16 protein-coding genes and 1 pseudogene are annotated in these 19,329 nt (G+C 72.9%); 12 read left to right on the top strand and 5 right to left on the bottom strand.

All coding sequences use genetic code 11. The features are described 5' to 3' along the window. Positions 1–90 precede the first annotated feature (90 nt). The 4 genes and pseudogenes from AB0G52_RS18770 (at position 91) to AB0G52_RS18755 (ending at position 5,104) form a co-directional block, all read left to right on the top strand. Complete coding sequence (locus AB0G52_RS18770) at positions 91–933, top strand: nitrilase-related carbon-nitrogen hydrolase (RefSeq protein WP_352362706.1); 843 nt, start codon at positions 91–93, stop codon at positions 931–933. A gap of 80 nt (positions 934–1,013) precedes the next feature. Continuing rightward, the gene (gene hydA, locus AB0G52_RS18765; protein WP_132893155.1) at positions 1,014–2,420 is read left to right on the top strand and encodes a dihydropyrimidinase; all 1,407 of its coding nucleotides are present in this window, start codon (positions 1,014–1,016) and stop codon (positions 2,418–2,420) included. A gap of 11 nt (positions 2,421–2,431) precedes the next feature. Continuing rightward, positions 2,432–3,454, top strand: a complete 1,023-nt coding sequence (locus AB0G52_RS18760) for a TIGR03842 family LLM class F420-dependent oxidoreductase (protein ID WP_132893157.1) — start codon at positions 2,432–2,434, stop codon at positions 3,452–3,454. Positions 3,455–3,584: 130 nt separating this feature from the next. Beyond that, a pseudogene (locus tag AB0G52_RS18755) lies at positions 3,585–5,104 on the top strand (NCS1 family nucleobase:cation symporter-1). A gap of 35 nt (positions 5,105–5,139) precedes the next feature. Here AB0G52_RS18755 and AB0G52_RS18750 read toward each other — a convergent pair. Both AB0G52_RS18750 and AB0G52_RS18745 read right to left on the bottom strand, forming a co-directional pair. Beyond that, positions 5,140–5,823, bottom strand: a complete 684-nt coding sequence (locus tag AB0G52_RS18750; RefSeq protein WP_361337333.1) for a hypothetical protein — start codon at positions 5,821–5,823, stop codon at positions 5,140–5,142. Between the two features lie 234 nt (positions 5,824–6,057). Then, positions 6,058–6,330, bottom strand: coding sequence for a GlsB/YeaQ/YmgE family stress response membrane protein (locus AB0G52_RS18745; RefSeq protein WP_132893162.1), 273 nt, complete (start codon positions 6,328–6,330; stop codon positions 6,058–6,060). Positions 6,331–6,561: 231 nt separating this feature from the next. On the opposite strand from AB0G52_RS18745, the gene AB0G52_RS18740 reads away from it, so the two are divergent. From AB0G52_RS18740 to AB0G52_RS18715, 6 genes are all read left to right on the top strand, one after another. Further along, a complete protein-coding gene (locus tag AB0G52_RS18740; protein WP_132893164.1) occupies positions 6,562–6,927 on the top strand; it encodes a metalloregulator ArsR/SmtB family transcription factor in 366 nt (121 codons plus the stop codon). A 227-nt stretch (positions 6,928–7,154) separates the two neighbouring features. Continuing rightward, a complete protein-coding gene (locus tag AB0G52_RS18735; protein ID WP_361337331.1) occupies positions 7,155–8,858 on the top strand; it encodes an LCP family protein in 1,704 nt (567 codons plus the stop codon). A gap of 143 nt (positions 8,859–9,001) precedes the next feature. Continuing rightward, positions 9,002–10,807, top strand: a complete 1,806-nt coding sequence (locus AB0G52_RS18730; protein WP_361337329.1) for a gamma-glutamyltransferase — start codon at positions 9,002–9,004, stop codon at positions 10,805–10,807. Between the two features lie 111 nt (positions 10,808–10,918). After that, positions 10,919–11,767, top strand: a complete 849-nt coding sequence (locus AB0G52_RS18725; protein WP_361337327.1) for an inositol monophosphatase family protein — start codon at positions 10,919–10,921, stop codon at positions 11,765–11,767. Between the two features lie 84 nt (positions 11,768–11,851). Next, the gene (locus tag AB0G52_RS18720; protein ID WP_132893169.1) at positions 11,852–13,261 is read left to right on the top strand and encodes an NAD(P)/FAD-dependent oxidoreductase; all 1,410 of its coding nucleotides are present in this window, start codon (positions 11,852–11,854) and stop codon (positions 13,259–13,261) included. Further along, positions 13,258–13,767 carry an O-acetyl-ADP-ribose deacetylase gene (locus AB0G52_RS18715; protein ID WP_361337325.1) on the top strand — a complete coding sequence of 170 codons (510 nt, stop codon included), beginning with the start codon at positions 13,258–13,260 and terminating at the stop codon, positions 13,765–13,767. The genes AB0G52_RS18720 and AB0G52_RS18715 overlap by 4 nt, the downstream gene beginning before the upstream one ends. Before the next feature lie 31 nt (positions 13,768–13,798). Here AB0G52_RS18715 and AB0G52_RS18710 read toward each other — a convergent pair whose 3' ends face one another. The 3 genes from AB0G52_RS18710 to AB0G52_RS18700 all read right to left on the bottom strand — a co-directional run bounded on the left by AB0G52_RS18710 (position 13,799) and on the right by AB0G52_RS18700 (position 15,349). After that, positions 13,799–14,071, bottom strand: a complete 273-nt coding sequence (locus tag AB0G52_RS18710; RefSeq protein WP_361337529.1) for an SHOCT domain-containing protein — start codon at positions 14,069–14,071, stop codon at positions 13,799–13,801. A 24-nt stretch (positions 14,072–14,095) separates the two neighbouring features. Next, entirely contained in the window at positions 14,096–14,524 is a 429-nt protein-coding gene (locus AB0G52_RS18705) for a DUF6325 family protein (protein WP_361337323.1), read from the bottom strand. Positions 14,525–14,662: 138 nt separating this feature from the next. Continuing rightward, entirely contained in the window at positions 14,663–15,349 is a 687-nt protein-coding gene (locus AB0G52_RS18700) for a GAP family protein (protein WP_132893279.1), read from the bottom strand. Positions 15,350–15,487: 138 nt separating this feature from the next. On the opposite strand from AB0G52_RS18700, the gene AB0G52_RS18695 reads away from it, so the two are divergent. Next, complete coding sequence (locus AB0G52_RS18695) at positions 15,488–16,450, top strand: YhjD/YihY/BrkB family envelope integrity protein (RefSeq protein WP_132893173.1); 963 nt, start codon at positions 15,488–15,490, stop codon at positions 16,448–16,450. Positions 16,451–16,558: 108 nt separating this feature from the next. Further along, complete coding sequence (locus AB0G52_RS18690; RefSeq protein ID WP_132893175.1) at positions 16,559–19,219, top strand: LuxR C-terminal-related transcriptional regulator; 2,661 nt, start codon at positions 16,559–16,561, stop codon at positions 19,217–19,219. Positions 19,220–19,329 lie beyond the last annotated feature (110 nt).

Below are 19,329 nucleotides of genomic sequence, written 5' to 3'. Positions count from 1 at the left end.
GGACGTGACACGGTGGCAGTCGAAGCCCGCCCGCGGACTTCCTAGGCTCCTCGCACCGAGCGACGCACCCCCGAGCGACCGGAGGTCCCGATGAGCCGAGTGATTCGTGCCGCCCTCTTCCAGACCGCCTGGACCGGCGACAAGGAATCGATGATCCAGGTCCACGAGCAGGCGGCCCGCGACGCGGCCGCGCAGGGCGCCCAGGTCCTCTGCTTCCAGGAACTGTTCTACGGCCCCTACTTCTGCCAGGTGCAGGACAAGGCCTTCTACGAGTACGCCGAGCAGGTCCCCGACGGCCCGGTCGTCCAGCGCTTCCAGGCCCTCGCCCGGGAGCTGGGTCTCGTCCTGATCCTGCCGGTGTACGAGGAGGAGCAGCCCGGCGTCCTCTACAACACCGCCGCCGTGATCGACGCCGACGGCTCCTACCTCGGCAAGTACCGCAAGCACCACATCCCCCAGGTCCCGGGGTTCTGGGAGAAGTTCTACTTCCGCCCGGGCAACGCCGGCTGGCCGGTCTTCGAGACGGCCGTCGGGAAGATCGGCGTCTACATCTGCTACGACCGCCACTTCCCCGAGGGCTGGCGGGCGTTGGGCCTCGCCGGTGCCGAGATCGTCTTCAACCCGTCGGCCACCTCGCGCGGACTCTCCCGCTACCTCTGGCAGTTGGAGCAGCCGGCGGCGGCCGTCGCCAACGAGTACTTCGTCGGCGCGATCAACCGGGTCGGCGTGGAGGACCTGGGCGACAACGACTTCTACGGCACCTCCTACTTCGTGGACCCGGAGGGCCAGTTCGCCGGCGAGGTGGCCTCCGACAAGGAGACCGAACTCGTCGTCCGCGACCTGGACCTGGCCAAGCTCCGCGAGGTCCGCGACCGCTGGCAGTTCTTCCGCGACCGCCGCCCGGACGCCTACGGCCCCCTGACGGCACCGTAAAGGCGCCCCGTCAGGGGCGCGAGGAACTGCGCGACCGGCCACGGCCGGACCCGCACACGACCACGAAGGAGAGGACCCCCATGAGCACCGGCCGCACCCTCATCCGCGGCGGACTCGTCATCACCGCGTCCGACGAGATCCACGCCGACGTCCTGATCGAGGACGGCCGCATCGCCGCCCTCGCCGCCTCCGCAACGCCCGCCGCCGAGGCGTTCACCGCCGAGCGCACCATCGACGCCACCGGCAAGTACGTCATCCCGGGCGGCGTCGACGCCCACACCCACATGGAGCTGCCGTTCGGCGGCACCTTCGCCTCCGACACCTTCGAGACCGGCACCCGGGCCGCCGCCTGGGGCGGCACCACCACCATCGTCGACTTCGCCGTGCAGAGCGTCGGCCACGGCCTGCGCGAGGGCCTGGACGCCTGGCACGCCAAGGCCGAGGGCAACTGCGCCGTCGACTACGGCTTCCACATGATCGTCTCCGACGTGAACCAGGAGACGCTGAAGGAGATGGACCTGCTCGTCGAGGAGGGCGTAACCTCCTTCAAGCAGTTCATGGCCTACCCGGGCGTCTTCTACTCCGACGACGGCCAGATCCTGCGCGCCATGCAGCGCTCCGCCGACAACGGCGGCCTGATCATGATGCACGCCGAGAACGGCATCGCCATCGACGTGCTGGTGGAACAGGCCCTGGCCCGCGGCGAGACGGATCCCCGCTACCACGGCGAGGTCCGCAAGGCGCTGCTCGAAGCCGAGGCCACGCACCGCGCCATCAGGCTCGCCCAGGTCGCCGGCGCCCCGCTCTACGTCGTGCACGTCTCGGCGATGGAGGCGGTCGCCGAGCTGGCCCGGGCCCGCGACGAAGGGCTCCCGGTCTTCGGCGAGACCTGCCCGCAGTACCTCTTCCTCTCCACCGACAACCTCGCCGAGCCGGACTTCGAGGGTTCGAAGTACGTGTGCTCGACGCCTCTGCGCCCCAAGGAGCACCAGGCCAAGCTCTGGCAGGGCCTGCGCACCGACGACCTCCAGGTGGTCTCCACCGACCACTGCCCCTTCTGCTTCGTCGGCCAGAAGGAACTGGGCCGCGGCGACTTCTCGAAGATCCCCAACGGGCTGCCCGGCGTCGAGAACCGGATGGACCTGCTCCACCAGGCCGTCGTGGACGGGCACATCACGCGCCGCCGCTGGATCGAGATCGCCTGCGCCAACCCGGCCCGGATGTTCGGGATGTACCCGAAGAAGGGCACCATCACCCCGGGGGCGGACGCCGACGTCGTCATCTACGACCCGCACGCCGAGCAGGTCGTCTCCGCCGAGACCCACCACATGAACGTCGACTACTCGGCGTACGAGGGCAGGCGCCTCACCGGCCGGGTCGAGACGGTCCTCTCGCGCGGCGTACCCGTCATCACCGAGCGGGAGTACACCGGTCACGCCGGACACGGCGTCTACACCCCGCGCTCCACCTGTCAGTACCTCAACTAGGAGTGGCGCCCATGGACTTCGGACTCGTCCTGCAGACCGACCCACCGGCCTCGCGCGTCGTCAGCCTGATGAAGCGCGCCGAACGCAACGGCTTCTCGTACGGCTGGACCTTCGACTCCGCCGTGCTCTGGCAGGAGCCGTTCGTGATCTACAGCCAGATCCTGGCCAACACGACGAAGCTGAAGGTCGGCCCGATGGTCACCAACCCGGGCACCCGCACCTGGGAGGTCACCGCCTCCACCTTCGCCACCCTCAACGACATGTTCGGCAACCGGACCGTCTGCGGCATCGGCCGCGGCGACTCCGCGATGCGGGTGGCCGGCCGCAAGCCCAACACCCTTGCCCGGATCAGCGAGGCCATGAAGGTCATCCGTGCCCTCGGCAGCGGTGGCGAGGCCGACTTCGGCGACGGCACCGTGATCAGGTTCCCCTGGATCAGGCCGGGTGCCGAACTCCCCGTCTGGATGGCCGCGTACGGCCCCAAGGCCCTGAAGATGACCGGTGAGGAGGCCGACGGGTTCATCCTCCAGCTCTCCGACCTGTACCTCACCGAGTACATGGTCAAGGCGGTCAAGGACGCGGCGGTGGCCGCCGGACGCGACCCGTCCGAGGTCACCATCTGCGTCGCCGCCCCCGCGTACGTCACCGAGGACGACTCGCCCGAGGCCCTCGCCCACGCCCGCGACCAGTGCCGCTGGTTCGGCGGCATGGTCGGCAACCACGTCGCCGACCTGGTCGACAAGTACGGCGCGCACTCCGCCGCCGTCCCCGACGAACTCACCGACTACATCAAGGCCCGCCAGGGGTACGACTACGCGCACCACGGCCGCAGCGGCAACCCCGACACCGCGTTCGTGCCCGACGAGATCGTGGACCGCTTCTGCGTCATCGGGCCCGTGGAGAAGCACATCGAGAAGCTGACCGCGCTGCGCGAACTGGGCGTCGACCAGTTCGCCGTCTACGACATGCACGACGCGCAGGAGGCCACCATCGACGCGTACGGGGCGAAGGTGATCCCCGCCGTCAACCGCTAGCCGCCTCCTCCCCGTTGGTCTCCCCCTTCCCGCCGTCCCGGGAAGGGGGCCAGGGCGCACCCCACACGCGCACCCCCCGCCCCGCCCGCACGGCCTCTCTCCCGTCCCATCCCACCCGATTGGCCTGCCCATGACCGACACCGCTCCCTCGGCCATACCTCTCTCCGGTCAAGTCACCCTCCCCGACGGACGCGTCGAACTCACCCCGGACTCCGCGCCCCCGAACGGCCCGTACGCCAACGAGGACCTGCTGCCGGTCCCCGTCGTCAAGCGCACCTGGACCACGTACAACTTCTCCGCGCTGTGGGTCGGCATGGCCCACAACACGGCGTCCTGGACCCTGGCCTCCGGGCTGATCGCGGTCGGCATGGACTGGAAACAGGCTGTGTTCACCATCGCCCTGGCCAACCTCGTCGTCCTCGTGCCGATGCTGCTCACCGGGCACGCCGGACCCAAGTACGGCATCCCCTTCCCGGTCTTCGCCCGCGCCTCCTTCGGGGTGCGCGGCGCCAACCTCCCCGCCGTCGTACGGGCGTTGGTGGCCTGCGGCTGGTTCGGCATCCAGACCTGGATCGGCGGCGAGGCGATCTACTTCCTCGCCGGCAAGCTGATCGGCGACGGTGGGCGAACGCCTCGCACATCGGCGGCTACGCCTGGACCATGTGGCTGTCGTTCGCGATCTTCTGGGTGCTCCAGGTCGCGATCATCTACCGGGGCATGGACACCATCCGCCGCTTCGAGAACTGGGCCGCGCCCTTCGTCCTCGTCGGCGCCTTCGTGATGCTGATCTGGATGAGCCACAAGGCCGGCGGCCTCGGCCCGCTCTTCGACCAGCCCTCCAGGCTGGGCTGGGGCGGCGGTTTCTGGAAGGTCTTCTGGCCCTCGCTGATGGGCATGATCGGCTTCTGGTCCACGCTGTCCCTGAACATCCCCGACTTCACCCGGTACGGCAGGAGCCAGAAGGCGCAGACCCGGGGACAGGCCCTCGGCCTGCCCACCACGATGACCCTGTTCGCCTTCCTCTCCGTCCTGGTGACCTCGGGCTCGCAGGCCGTCTACGGGCAGCCGGTCTGGGACCCGGTCCAACTGGCCGCCAAGACCGACAACGTGGTGGGCCTGCTCTACGCCCTGGTCACCGTCCTGGTCGCGACGCTGTCCGTGAACATCGCCGCCAACCTGGTCTCACCCGCCTTCGACTTCTCCAACATCGCGCCCAGGAGGATCAGTTTCCGCACCGGCGCACTGGTCACCTCGGTCCTCGCGGTGCTGATCTTCCCGTGGAAGCTGTACTCCGACCCGCAGGGCTACATCTTCACCTGGCTCGGTCTGGTCGGCGGTCTGCTCGGCACCGTCGCCGGCATCCTCATCGCCGACTACTGGCTGCTGCGCCGCACCCGCCTGGACCTCACCAACCTGTACCGCACGGGCGGCCGGTACTGGTACGACGGGGGCTGGAACTGGCGTGCGGTGGCGGCCTTCCTGGTCGGCGGCGTCCTCGCGATCGGCGGCGCCAGCTTCAAACCGCTGATCGACGGCCGGCCCGTCCCGGCGCTCGCCCCGCTCGCCGACTACGGCTGGGCGGTCGGTCTCGGCACGTCCTTGGTGCTGTACCTGGCGCTGACACGGCTGGTGCCGCCCAGGGAGTCCTGAGCGGGTGCCGCGCGAGGGGCGGCCGGGCCCGTCGGCTACCGGCTGCCCTGCAGCGCGGCCACCGCGCTCTTCGCGGCCTTGATGGCGCCCTTGTTGATCTCGTCCGTGTCCGGCGCCTTCTTGTTCTCGAAGTCGCTGCCGTTGTAGGTGACGATCACCAGCGCGTTGGAGACCTGGGCCATCACCACACCCTCGCGGGTCTGCTGCTTGTCCTGGGTGGTCAGGTTCACCACGGAGTAGCCCTTGTCCCCGAGCCCCGGCACCGCCCCGCCGCCGCCCTTCTCGGCGACCCGGTCCTGGTACTCCTTCGCGGCCGCCGCCTCGGTGTCCATGATCTCGAAGGAGACGTCGAGCCAGCGGTAGTCGTACCCCTTGAGCGCGTTCCAGGAGCAGGTGCGGCGCAGCTTGGTGTCCGTGGAGGGGATCTCCTTGCCGGCCGTCTTCGCGCCGGGCACCAACGACGTGACGGTGGCCGCGGGGATGGACCCGCAGGGGGCGGGGGAGACGGTGTAGGTCTTCGTCGCGGCCGCCCCGGTCGCCGAGGGCGACGACGGGGTGTCGCCCGCCGACTGACCGGCCGACTGCTTGGTCGTGTCACCTGAGGTGCCGGCTGACGCCGTCGTGTCGGGACCCGACGCCATCGCCCAGCCCGCACAGGCGAGCACGGCGACCGGCGTCAGGCGCGCGGTGAGGGCGAGTGGCAGTGGAAGAGATCGCAAGTCGCACTTCTCGCTGGGGACGGGGTGCGGAGGAGTCCACCCTGTGGACGGGACGCCAGTGTCACACGACTCCCTGTGGGGTGGAAGCGGAATCGGTGCCTTGCCTGTGAGGCTGGTGTGACGGCCCGTCGACGGCCCGGGACGACCGCCCCGTACATCCGGAATGTCGCGCGGACGGGGTCCCTGTACTTCCGGAATGTCGTGACTGCGGCGGCCCGTCGAGGGTGACCGGAGTCACCGTCGGTCGCGTGAGTTGCCGAAGAGCAGCCGGTAGCCGATGAGGAGGACCAGGGAGCCGGCGATCGCGGCGCCCCAGGTGTAGAGGTCGAAGAAGTGCTTCTCCACCGGCCGGTCGAGGAAGCGGGCGGAGAGCCAGCCGCCGACGAAGGCACCCGCGATGCCGATCAGGGTGGTGCCGATCAGTCCGCCCGGGTCGCGGCCGGGCAGCAGGATCTTGGCGATGGCTCCGGCGAGGAGGCCGAGGATGATCCAGCCGATGATGCCCACGATGGTTGTCCTCCCGGTACGGGCTGTCGGTCGTGTCGACCTGCCTTGCCGACTTGCCTTGCTTAATTGCCTTGTTGCGCAAGCTTATGGAGCATCGCGGGCGTCCGGGGCGCCTGACGCCGAGCCGTCGACGAGCTGTCACCCGCTCATGACAATGCGAACCGGACCGGTGACCGCGCGCCTACACTGAGTGGGCGTCTGTGCCGGAGCTGTGACGGGAGGGAGTGGGCTGTGGGGGAGAACGCCGGTGGCTTCGTCGATCCCTCCGAAGGGGTGCTCACCGAGGCGGCCGCGGTGTTCGGGCTGCTCGCCTCGCCGGCCCGACTGCACCTCATGTGGGCGCTCTCGCAGGGCGAGAGCGATGTGACGTGCCTCGCCGACCGGGTCGGCGGCGCGCTGCCCGCGGTCAGCCAGCATCTGGCCAAGCTCAAGCTGGCCGGGCTCGTGCGCTCCCGCCGTGAGGGGCGGCGGCAGATCTACTACGTGGGCGACCCGGATATCGTGACCGTCGTACGGGTGACCGTCGGCCAGCTGACGGCCCGCTCCGGGCAGGTGCCCGCGCCGCCCGTGCGCCGGCTGCGCGAGGCGGGTGTCTGAGCGCGCCGGTTCGTACGTGCGTATGAGGGGTGACGGAACGGGCGTGGCGGAGGTTCCATGACATCCCTCACCTGTGAATTCGGCTGGGCTCTGTGCTCTCCGGGCCGCGGGTTTGTTAGATTGCGCAATCACGCAACCCAAAAGGGCCCGGCCCGGGACTGCCCGTACCCAGCCGTGGCCGCCCGACCGTACCCGCCGACGGACCCGACCGTTCATGGGAGTGGAAGATGACCGACCCGTGGGACGGCCCGGGAGGCCAGGCCACACGCCGCCGCGCCGACCAGGTGCCCGGCCAGCGTGGTGCGCTGCCCGACGGAACACGGACGACCGGGGGCCGGGCCGCGGCCCGGCAGGCGGCCAAGTCCCGCGGCGGCAACAGGGGCTCGCGGCGCGCCAGGCCGGCCGGGCGCGGCAAGCGCGTACTGAGGATCGTCGGCCTCTGCACGGCGGTCCTGGTGCTGGTCACCGCGGGCGCGGGCTGGTGGTTCTACCAGCACCTCAACGGCAACATCAACAGCGTCTCCCTCGACGGCAAGGGCGGCACGGAGAAGGCCGACGCGTTCGGCCGGACCCCCATCAACATCCTGGTGATCGGCTCCGACGGCCGTACCAGCAAGGCCGACTGCAAGCTGGGCGGCGGCTGTTCGAAGACCGGCGTCCAGACCGGCAACGGCAACGCGGACGTGGAGATGGTGGTGCACATAGCCGCCGACCGCTCCAACGCCACCGTCATGAGCATTCCCCGGGACACCATGGTCAACGTCCCGGCCTGCAAGGACGCCGCCAGCGGCCAGTCCACCTCCGGCTACTACGGCCAGGTCAACAGTGCCCTGGAGTACGGCCCCGCCTGCCAGGTCGACACCATCCACCAGCTCACCGGCATCCCCATCGACCACTTCGTCAAGCTGGACTTCTCCGGCGTGGTCAAGATGTCCGACGCGGTCGGCGGCGTCTCCGTGTGCGTCAACGACAACGTGTACGACACCTACTCGCACCTGAAGCTGTCCAAGGGCACCCACACCCTCAAGGGCGAGGCGGCACTGGAGTTCGTCCGCTCCCGGCACGGCTTCGGCGACGGCAGCGACCTCGGCCGTACGATCTCCCAGCACATCTTCCTCAGCGCCATGATCCGCAAGTTCAAGAGCGCGGGGACGCTCACCGACCCCACCGCCGTCTACGACCTCGCCGACGCGGCCACCAAGGCACTCACCGTGGACGACGGCCTCGGCAGTGTCAAGAAGCTGATCTCGCTGGCGGCCGACGTGAACAAGGTCCCCACCAAGCGGATGACGTTCACCACGATGCAGACCGCGCCCGACCCGACCAACAGCAACCGGGTGGTGGTCGGCTCGGGTGCCAAGGACCTGTTCGCCACCATGGCCAACGACCAGTCGCTGACCACCAGTTCGGGCAAGAAGTCGTCGGCGGCCGAGGCGACCGCGAAGCCGTCGGCCACCGCCGCGTCCGTGCCCGCCGCCCAGATCGCCGTGACCGTCGAGAACGGCACCACCATCACCGGCCGGGCCTCCGCGATCGCCACCTACCTGATCTCGCAGGGCTTCAGCACCAGCACCACCACCGCCAACGCGCCGAGCTCGGCGACCACCACCACCGTGACCTACGGCTCCGGTGACAAGGGCGAGGCGGCGACCGTCGCCAAGGCCCTGGGCGTGCCCGGCTCGCACGTGAAGCAGGGCTCCGGAACCGGCGTCGTACTGGTCATCGGCAGCGACTGGACGAGCGGCACCAGCTTCCCGGCCGCCTCGGGCGACACCAAGGCGGCCGTCTCCCACGCCAACGCCTCGACCGCCGACGACTCCAAGACCTGCGCCAAGGTCAGCCAGTACAAGACGGTCAGCCTCAACGGCATCCCGATGACCCCGGCACAGGCGTACGCGGCGGCGCGGAGCAAGCCCGACTCGGACGAGTGAGGCGGCCGCCCGCCGCGGCGGGCACGGAGACCGAGAAAGATCGTGCGGCGGAGGATTGCGCGCGTGGCGACCGTGAAAGCATCCAGCCGGCAGGCAGTTCGGGCAGCGCACAGCGGCCGGTCGCGCGAGCAACGAGGTGACAGATGCGGTTCACCACCCGTCCCACGCTCCAGGGCACCTTCGGCATGGTGTCGTCCACGCACTGGCTGGCCTCCCAGTCGGCGATGGCGGTCCTGGAGACCGGCGGCAACGCCTATGACGCCGCCGTCGCCGGAGCGTTCGTCCTGCACGTGGTGGAGCCGCACCTCAACGGGCCGGCCGGCGAGGTGCCGATCCTGCTGGCCCCGGCCGGCGGCGAGGTACGGGTGCTGTGCGGGCAGGGCGTGGCCCCGGCCGGCGCCACCGTCGCCCACTACCGCGGCCTCGGACTGGACCTCGTGCCCGGCACCGGCCCGCTGGCCGCGGCCGTCCCCGGCGCCTTCGACGCCTGGCTGCTCCTGCTCCGCGACCACGGCACCAAGCCCCTCGACGAGATCCTGACGTACGCCATCGGCTACGCCGAGCACGGGCACGCGCCGGTCGAGAACGTCGGCGCGACCGTGCGGAGCGTGCGCGAACTGTTCGAGACCGAGTGGACGTCGTCGGCGGAGCTCTACCTGCCCGGCGGCCGGGCACCCCGGCCCGGCGAGCTGCTGCGCAACCCCGCCCTCGCCGCCACCTGGAAGCGGCTGCTCGCCGAGACCGCGGGGGCCGGCGACCGGGAGGCGCGCATCGACGCCGCCCGCGAGGTGTGGCGCAGCGGCTTCATCGCCGAGGCCCTGCTCCGGCAGGCCGCCCGCCCCACCCTGGACACGAGCGGCGAACGGCACACCGGCACCCTCACGGCCGCCGACCTCGGCGGCTGGTCCGCGAGCTACGAGAGCCCGGTGTCGTACGACTGGAACGGCTGGACGGTGTGCAAGGCCGGCCCCTGGAGCCAGGGGCCCGCCTTCCTCCAGCAGCTCGCCCTGCTGCCGCCCGACCCGTCCGCGCTGCCGGCGTACGGCTCCGCCGACTACGTCCACCTGCTCGTCGAGGGCTGCAAGCTCGCCATGGCCGACCGGGAGGCCTGGTACGGGGACGCGGCCGAGGTGCCGCTGGCCGACCTGCTCTCCGAGCCGTACAACGCCGGCCGGCGGCAGCTGATCGGGGCAAAGGCCTCCGACGAACTGCGGCCCGGAAGCCCCGGCGGACGCGCGCCCCGGCTGCCCCGGTACCCCCGGGTGGAGACCGGACAGGGCACCGCGTTCGATCCCCTGGGCGCCGGTGAGCCGACGGTCGCGCAGGTCGCCGCCGACGGCGCCACCCGTGGCGACACCTGCCACCTGGACGTCGTCGACCGCTGGGGCAACATGGTCGCGGCCACCCCCAGCGGCGGCTGGCTCCAGTCCAACCCCGTCGTCCCCGAACTCGGCTTCCCGCTCGGCACCCGGCTCCAGATGGCCTGGTTGGAGGAGGGGCTGCCGAACTCGCTCACCCCGGGACGGCGCCCCCGCACCACGCTGACCCCGTCGATCGCGCTGCGCGACGGGACCCCGGTGCTGGCCTTCGGCACGCCGGGCGGCGACCAGCAGGACCAGTGGCAGCTGCACTTCTTCCTCGCCGTGGCCCTGCGCGAGCCGGTCCGCGGCGGCCTCGACCTGCAAGGCGCGATCGACGCCCCGAACTGGCACAACGACAGCTTCCCCAGCTCCTTCTTCCCGCGCGGGCGCCGCCCCGGCAGTCTGACCGTCGAGTCCCGGACGGACCCCGGCGTGGTGGCCGAGCTGCGCCGGCGCGGCCACCACGTGACGGTCGGTCCCGGCTGGTCGGAGGGGCGGCTGTGCGCGGTGGCCCGGGACCCGCGGACCGGGGTGCTCTCGGCGGCGGCCAACCCCCGCGGGATGCAGGGGTACGCGGTGGGGCGCTGACGCCGGTGCCCTTCGGGGCACTTGATCGCCGGCCCCGTCTGTTCCGCCGGATTCCATCGCCCGTACACCGGGGCGGCGGGGATTGTCAGTGGCACGTGCTCTCATGGAGGCATGATCGAAGCAATGGAGACCATCGACGAGTTTCTCCTCCGGCACGCCGTCGACGTCGAGGACGCGATCCGCAAGGCGGCCCGCACCGAGATCCTGCCCCGCTGGCGCAGGCTCGCCGACCACGAGGTCGACCAGAAGGCCGGACCGCACGACCTGGTGACGGACGCCGACCGGCTCGCGGAGCGGTACCTCACCGAAGCCCTCGGCGCCCTGCTGCCGGGTTCCGTGGTGGTCGGCGAGGAGGCCGTGCACGCCGACCCGGAGACGTACGAGGCGCTCCAGGGCGACGCGCCGGTGTGGATCGTCGACCCGGTCGACGGCACCCGCCAGTTCGTGCGCGGCGAGGACGGCTTCTGCACGCTGGTCGCGCTCGCCCATCGGGGCGTCCTGCTCGCCTCCTGGACCTACGCCCCGGCCCGCGAGCAACTCGCCACGGCGGTGCGCGGCAAGGGCGCCCGCCTCGACGGCGTCCGGCTGGTTGCCGGGTCCCCGGAGCAGGGCCGGGACCTGCGGATAGCCACCTCGCACCCGGACTACACGACCGACGCGCAGAAGCGCGAGCTGTTCGCCCTGTGGGCCGACGGCGTCGCCCCGCGTCCCTGCGGCTCGGCGGGCCTGGAGTATCTCGCCGTCGCCCGGGGCGAGTTGGACGCGACCGCGTTCTCCTGGGAGGCCGCCTGGGACCACGCGGCCGGGCTCCTGCTGGTCGAGGAGGCGGGCGGCGCCCACCTCACCCGGGACGGCGTGCCGTTCCGCGTCACCGGCGACAACGCGCTGCCGTTCACCGCGGCCCGCGACGCGGCCACCGCCCAGCGGGTCGTGGACCTGCTGCGGAACCCGCACTGGTAGCCCGCGCGGGAAGCGTGGCAGTCCTCCGGCATATCCTGAGGCCGAGTGGCCATCGGCTGACGAAGGGGTCCGAAGGTGCCGTCGATGCTCGATGCGGTCGTGGTGGGGGCGGGGCCGAACGGCCTGACGGCCGCCGTGGAGCTGGCCCGGCGCGGTTTCTCCGTCGCCCTCTTCGAGGCGCGGGACACCGTCGGCGGCGGCGCCCGCACCGAGGAGCTCACCCTCCCCGGCTTCCGGCACGACCCGTGCTCCGCCGCGCATCCGCTCGGCATCAACTCGCCCGCCTTCCGGGCCCTGCCCCTGGAGCGCTACGGCCTGCGGTGGCTGCACGCCGATCTGCCCATGGCCCACCCCTTCCCCGACGGCAGCGCCGCCGTGCTGGCCCGCTCCGTCGCCGAGACCGCGGCCTCCTTCGGGCCACGCGACGCCGGCACGTACCGCAGGCTGGTCGAGCCGTTCCTGCCCCGGTGGGACACGCTGGCCCGGGACTTCATGTCGCTGCCGGCGACCGCCCTGCCCCGTGACCCGGTCACCCTCGCCCGCTTCGGCCTGACCGGGCTGCCACCGGCCACGCTGCTGCTGCGCCGGTTCCGTGAGGAGCGGGCCAGGACGCTGTTCGCCGGGCTCGTCGCCCACGTCATGGCCCCGCTCAGCGGCTTCGCGACCGGCGCCGTCGGCCTGGTCTTCGCGCTCGCCGCGCACGCCCGCGGCTGGCCGGTCGCCCAGGGCGGCTCCCAGGCCGTCTCCGACGCCCTCGCCGCCTATCTGAAGGACCTCGGCGGCGCCATCCACACCGACTACGAGGTCAAGCGACTGGACGACCTGCCGCCCGCGCGCGCGTACGTGTTCGACACCTCGCCCACCGCCCTCGCCCGCATCGCCGGCTTCGGCACCTACTACCAGGGCTACCGCTACGGCCCCGGCGTCTTCAAGGTCGACTATGCGCTGGACGGGCCGGTCCCCTGGACCGCCCCGGAGGCCCGCCGCGCCGGGACCGTGCAGATCGGCGCGGACAGCACGGAGATCGGCGCCGCCCTGCGCGCCGCCTCCCGCGAGGGCCGCGCCCCCGGCCGGCCGTTCATGATCACCGTGCAGCCCGGCGTGGCCGACCCGAGCCGCGCCCCCGAGGGCAAGCAGGTGTTCTGGGCGTACGCCCACGTGCCGAATGGCTGGACCGGCGACCTCACCGACGTGATGGAGCGTCAACTGGAGAGGTTCGCCCCCGGGTTCCGCGACCGCGTGCTGGCCCGCGCCACCGCGGGCCCCGCCGAACTCGCCGCCCGCAACGCCAACTACGTCGGCGGCGACATCGGCACCGGCGCGGTCACCGGCCTGCAGGCCCTGCTGCGCCCCAGACTGTCCCTGTTCCCGTACGCCACCCCGCACCCGGCCGTCTTCATCTGCTCGTCGGCGACCCCGCCCGGCCCGGGTGTGCACGGCATGTCGGGGCACAACGCGGCGAAGGCCGTGTGGAGGAGGCTGAGACAGCCATGACCCGCATCACCCTCGTCCGAGGTGACATCACCCGGCAGAGCGTCGACGCCGTCGTCAACGCGGCCAACTCCTCGCTGCTCGGCGGCGGAGGCGTCGACGGTGCCATCCACCGGCGTGGCGGCCCCGCGATCCTGGCGGAGTGCCGCAAGCTGCGCGCCGGGCACCTGGGAAAGGGGCTGCCCACCGGCCAGGCGGTCGCCACCACCGCGGGCGAACTCGACGCCCGCTGGGTCATCCACACCGTCGGACCGGTGCACGCCACGACCGAGGACCGCTCCGCGCTGCTGGCGTCCTGCTACCGCGAGTCCCTGCGGCGGGCCGACGAACTCGGCGCCCGTACGGTCGCCTTCCCGGCCATCTCCACCGGCGTCTACGGCTGGCCGATGGACGACGGCGCCCGGATCGCCGTGACGACCGTCCGGGAGACGGACACCGCCGTCGAGGAGGTGCGGTTCGTCCTCTTCGACGAGCGCGCCTACGACGCGTTCGCCGCCCAGCTGAGCTGAGGGCGCCAGCCGGCCCGAGGACGCCCGCGGGTCAGCCCAGGATGCGGCGCTTCTGCTCCGCGAACTCCTCCTCGGTGAGGATCCCCTGCGCCTTCAGCTCGCCGAGCTGCTTGAGCTGGTCCATCCGGGCGGACATGTCGTCGGCGGCGGGCGGTGGCGCGGGCGGCTGGGCGGCGGGCGGTTGCTGTTCGTAGTCCTGCTGGGCCCAGCGGCCCGCCTGGCGCCGTGAGACGCGGTTCGACACCGCGGTCGCCGTACCGGCGACGACGGCGGTGCGCGCGATCCCGCGCAGCAGTCCGGGCATGTCGGTCATCTCCCTTCGGTCGACTCAGTCGGCGGCGTCGAGCGACGCCAGCAGGGCCTGCACCGGGATCCGGCCGTTCGCGACCAGCTGGGCGCCGCTGCGCCGCAGCGCCGCGGCCAGCGGCGCGGCCCACAGGTTCTCGTACACGAGGACCGCGGCGGAGTTGCCGGGCTCCAGCGCGTTTCCGGCCTCGGCGAGGTCGCCCTCGTCCAGCAGGCCGGAGGAGGCCCCCTCGAAGACGGTCAGGTCGACCGTGTCGTCGCCGAGGTCCCGTAGTTCGAGCGCGGTCACCGAACCGTCGGCGTCCTTGCGCAGGAAGGCCAGGTCGAGGATCCGCACGATGCGGCGGTCGGCGAGATCCACCAGCAGGGGAAAGGCCTCGCCGGTCATCTTGTTGCCCGGGAACTCGATCACCAGGTAGTCGACGGGGCCCATCTCTTCGACGCTGTCCATGGGTCACTCCTCCTGGACGGAACGGGACGGGAGCGCGGGGGCGGTCGCCGGCCGGTGCCTCCATTCCAGCACCCGCGCCGGGGCACCGCATGTGCGGGCACCGGCCGGGACGGCCCCGCACCCGCGGCTTCCCCGGGGTCAACTCGTCAGCTGGTAGAGGCTCCTGCCGACCAGCCAGCAGCCCAGCAGCAGGCACAGCGACACCAGCGCCTGCTCCTGGTGCCGGGTCAGCCAGGCGCGCAACCGCAGCAGCCGGCCGCGGGCCGCCGTCGGGGCGAAGACCACGTACAGCTCCAGGGTCAGCAGGCTCGAGGTGGCCAGCAGGCAGAAGCCGGACAGGGCGAGCCAGGTCGCCACGTGCGAGGTGTCCGCCTCCACGACCGTCGTGGCCCCGGCCGCGACCAGCCCCCACGGTTGCAGCAGGACGGCGAGACCGGCCGCGCTCCACACCGAACTGCGGTCCATCTCCGAGGTCAGGGCCCCGGACGACGCCGGTTCCGGCGCGGGCCGCCCCGCCCGGCCGTTCCGGGCCCGGTGGCCGCCCGGGCGCCGGCGCCGGTGTGCGCCGTACCCGATGAGGGACACGCCGGCGAACAGCTTCGCCGCGAGGGCGGCGGTGGACGGCGGGGACTTCGGCGGTGGCGGCTGTCCGCCCGTCAGCACCAGGACGATCGCGATCACGAGGACCAGGCACGCCAGCCAGCTCAGGATGAAGACCAGGCCCTTCCACACGCCCCTGGCGGAGGCCACCACCAGGACGAAGGCCGTCGGCGGCAGCGGTTCGAGCGTGATGGCCAGCGCGATGAGCAGCAGGTCGAGGACCACGACGACCCCCAGGGTGTCGGACACCACGAGCGTAGGCGCGGGTCACCGGGGCGACACCCGGACCGGGCCCGGCGGAGTGCCTCCGGGGTGCCGCCCGGGCGCCCGCCGCGCACCCTGGACGCAGGAAGGAGCGATGCCATGCGGACCAGGGGGCGGGTGCCGCGCAACGGCTCTCGGCCCGGGCCGTCGCGGTGGCGTGAGCGGACCGCGCGGCTGGCGGCGCGGGCGAGGGCGCTGCACCGGTGGGCGGAGATCCGGTTCCCCGTCGTGATCCATCTCGCGGACCGGATGGTGTCCGTGAACATCTTCGACACCGCCACGCGGGTCGCCGCCCAGTGCTTCCTGACCGCAGTCCCGCTGCTCTTCGTGTTCGTCGCCTACGCCCCGCCCGCGGTCGAGCAGGAGCTGATCCGTTCGGTGCGCTCGGTGTTCGGCCTGACCGGACCGGCGGACCCCCAGCTCCAGCACCTGGTGCAGCCGCAGAGCGAAGGCCTGCGGCAGACCACCGGCGCCGTGGGCGTGCTGATGGTGCTGATCTCCGCCACCTCGCTCAGCCGGGCCGTGCAACGGCTGTGCCAGCGTGCCTGGGGCATCCCGCGCGGCAGCATCCGGATCGCACCGTGGCGCTGGCTCGCCTGGCTCGCCCTGTGGATCGTCGCGCTGGTCCTGCAGGGCGTGCTGCGGGACGGTTTCGGCGTGGGGGCCTGGCTGGGCGTCCCGGTCACCTTCGCCGCCCAGGTGTGCCTGTGGTGGTGGACCCAGCACCTGCTGCTCGGCGGTCACGTCAGCTGGAAGCCGCTGTTCCCCGGGGCCGCGATCACCGCGCTCTCCTTCACCGTCCTGTCGGTGACCGCGCGGTTCTACATGCCGCGCGCCCTCGACCGCGCCCTCGGCGAGTACGGCTCGCTGGGAGCGGTCTTCGTGGCCCTGTCCTGGCTGATCGTGGTCTGCCTGGCCGCCACCCTCAGCGTCACCGTCGGTGCGGTCCTGGCTCAGGAGCCGTTCCTCGCGGGCCGGCTCGGCAGCCCGCCGCCCCGCCGTCCCCGGGACACCCGGACGCCCGTGGACCGGGCGCCCGGCCCACCCGGCCCCCGCTCCTGACAGCGGTGCCGTTCGGCCGGGGGCCCCTGCCAGTCCTGCGCCGGGGCGCAAACCCTGTGATCCTGAGAACGTAGGGCGCCGGCCACGGCCGGCCGGACACAGGTGGTGATGTCTGTGGCCGTGCACGACGACAGCGCACCGGGGCGGACCGCGGGGTACACCGGACCGCCGGGGGAGCCGCTGCTGCGTACCCGGTTCACCGCACCGGCCAGGCCCCCCGCCTTCGTCCGCAGGCCCAGGCTGACCGCGCACCTCGACCAGGCCCTCCAGGCACCGCTGACCATGGTCAACGGCGCGGCCGGCGCGGGGAAGACCCTCCTCGTCGCCGACTGGGCCGCCGGGCTCGGACAACCGGTCGCCTGGCTCACCCTCGAGGCGGGCGACCAGCGGCCCGGCACGTTCTGGACCCATGTCCTGCACGCCCTGCGCTCCGCGGGCACCGCGCTCCCCGCCGGCGTCGGCGGCCCGGGGACCATCGGCATGGTCGGCCACCGGCTGCTCGGCCGGCTCGCCGACGAGCTGAACGGGAGCGGCCGGCCGGCGATCCTGGTCCTCGACGAGTTCGACCGGCTGTCCGCCCCGGAGCCCGCCGAGCAACTGGAGTTCGTCCTGCACCACGCCGGACAGGGCCTGCGGCTGATCCTGGTCACCCGGACCGAACCCCTGCTGCCCCTGCACCGCTACCGGGCCGCCGCGGCCATCACCGAGATCAGGAACGACGAACTGGCCTTCACCCCCGAGGAGGCCGCCGCCCTGCTGGCCCGGCACGACCTGGCGCTGCCCGCCCAGGCCGCCCGCGCCCTGGTGGAGCGCACCCGCGGCTGGGCGGCCGGAGTGCAGCTGAGCGCCCTCGCCGCCCGGCAGAGCCCGGACCCGGAGACGTACCTCAAGGAGTTCGAGGCGGGGCACAGCGTCATCGCCGACTTCCTGCTGGCCGAGGTCCTCGACCGGCAGCCGCCCGGGACGCAGGACCTGCTGCTGTGCGTCAGCGTCCTGGACCGGTTCTGCCCCGAACTGGCCGAGGCCCTCACGGGCCGCCCCGGAGCCGGGCCTCGGCTGGCCGGGCTGTGCCGCCAGAACGCCTTCGTCGAGTACCTCGGGCACTCCTGGTTCCGGCTGCACCCGCTGTTCGCGGAGATCCTCCGGGTCCACCTGCGGGCGCGCCGACCGGAGCGGGAACCCGAACTGCACCGGCGCGCCGCGTGCTGGCTGCGGGCCCACGGCGCCGTACCCGAGGCACTGGCCCACGGCGCGGCGGCGGCCGACTGGGAGTTCACCGCCGGCACCGTCGTCGACGACCTGGCGATCGGCCGGCTGCTCACCGGGCCGCGCGCCGACGACCTCACCGAGCTGTTCTCCCGGATGGACACCGCGGCCGACGGCGCGGCGGTGGACCTGGTGCGGGCGGCCCGCGAACTGTCCGGCTGCGACCTCGACCGCGGCCTCGTCCACCTCGGCCACGCGGCGCGGGACCCGGCCGCGGGGGAGTCCGCCGCGGCGAGCCGGCTGAGCCGGGTGCTCCTGGAGTCCCTGGCGGCCCGGCTGACCGGCGCCCCCGGCCAGGCCGAGCAGGCGATGGCGACGGCCGAGCGGCTCCGCCGCGAGGTGCCCGCCGACCAGCTGGCGCGCCACCCCGAGCTCGGCGCGCTGCTGCTCACCCATCTGGGTTCGGCCCGGGTGTGGGCCGGGCACTTCGACGAGGCCCGCGCCGTCCTCACCGAGGTGACCGCCCTCGCCGACGCCGCGACGGAGCTGCCGCGCGAGGACTGCCTCGGGCACCTGGCGCTGCTCGACTACTTCGACGGCCGGCTCGACCGGGCGGAGAGCCGGGCCCTGGCCGCCACGGCCGTGACCCGGCACTGCGGCGGCCACCCGTTCCCGGGCGCCGGGCTCGGGCAGCTGGTGCTGGCCGCCGTGGCCGTCGACCGCGACGAACTGGACCAGGCCCGGACCCTGCTGGCCGAGGCCGCCGCGTCCGGCCCCGGCCCCGCGGCGCCCGACCCGGTGACCGAGGGGTGCCGGGCCCTGGCGACCGCACGGCTGCTGGCCGCGCTCGGCGACCCGGAGGCCGCCGCGCACGCGGCCACCCCGGCCGTACGAGCCACCGTCACCTCGCCCTGGGTCCGGGCCGGCGCGGCCCTGGCCTCGTCGGCGGCCCATCTCGCCGAGGGCCGCCCGGAGGCGGCCGCCGGGGTGCTCGACGGGGTCCGGGGCCCCGACGGGTCCGTGTGCGCGGCGGAGCTGGCCTGGGCGCGACTGGTCACCGGCCACCGCGACGAAGCGGTCGAGGCGGCGGGCCCGCTGTGCGCGGACGAGGGGGGAGGTCCCGGGGTCACGGTGCGGGCCACCCTGGTCCACGCGCTGGCCGCGGTCGAGACGGGGGACGCCGACACCGCCCGAAGACTGCTCGCCAAGGCGCTCCTGGCGGCCCGCGGGGACCGGCTGCGCCGCCCGTTCCTGGACGCCGGGCCGCGCATCCGGCGCCTGCTGGACACCCCGCAGCTGCACGGTCTGGCCGCGGGCTGGCTGTACGGCGACGGCGCCGGTGCCGTGCCCGAGGCCTCGCCGCTGCTCGTGGAGGAGCTGAGCGGGCGTGAGCGCGAGGTGCTCAGCAGGCTGGCGCAGCTGATGTCCACCCAGGAGATCGCCGCCGACCTGTACGTCTCCGTGAACACCGTGAAGACGCACCTCAAGAGCGTCTACCGGAAACTCGGGGTGGGCCGGCGCGGCGACGCGGTGCGCCGGGCCCGCGAGCGCGGGCTGCTGTGAGCCGCCCGTCCGCGACGGTCACCGGAGGCCGGGCCCGGATCACCTCCGCCGGGTGAGGCCGGCGGCGCCCGGCGCGGCGCAGGATCGGTGCACAGACCGCAGCACACCGC

This window comes from Streptomyces sp. NPDC021562 (assembly GCF_040640875.1).
In the GTDB taxonomy this organism is placed as follows: Bacteria; Actinomycetota; Actinomycetes; order Streptomycetales; family Streptomycetaceae; genus Streptomyces.
This window is presented reverse-complemented; position numbering and strand designations above follow the sequence as displayed.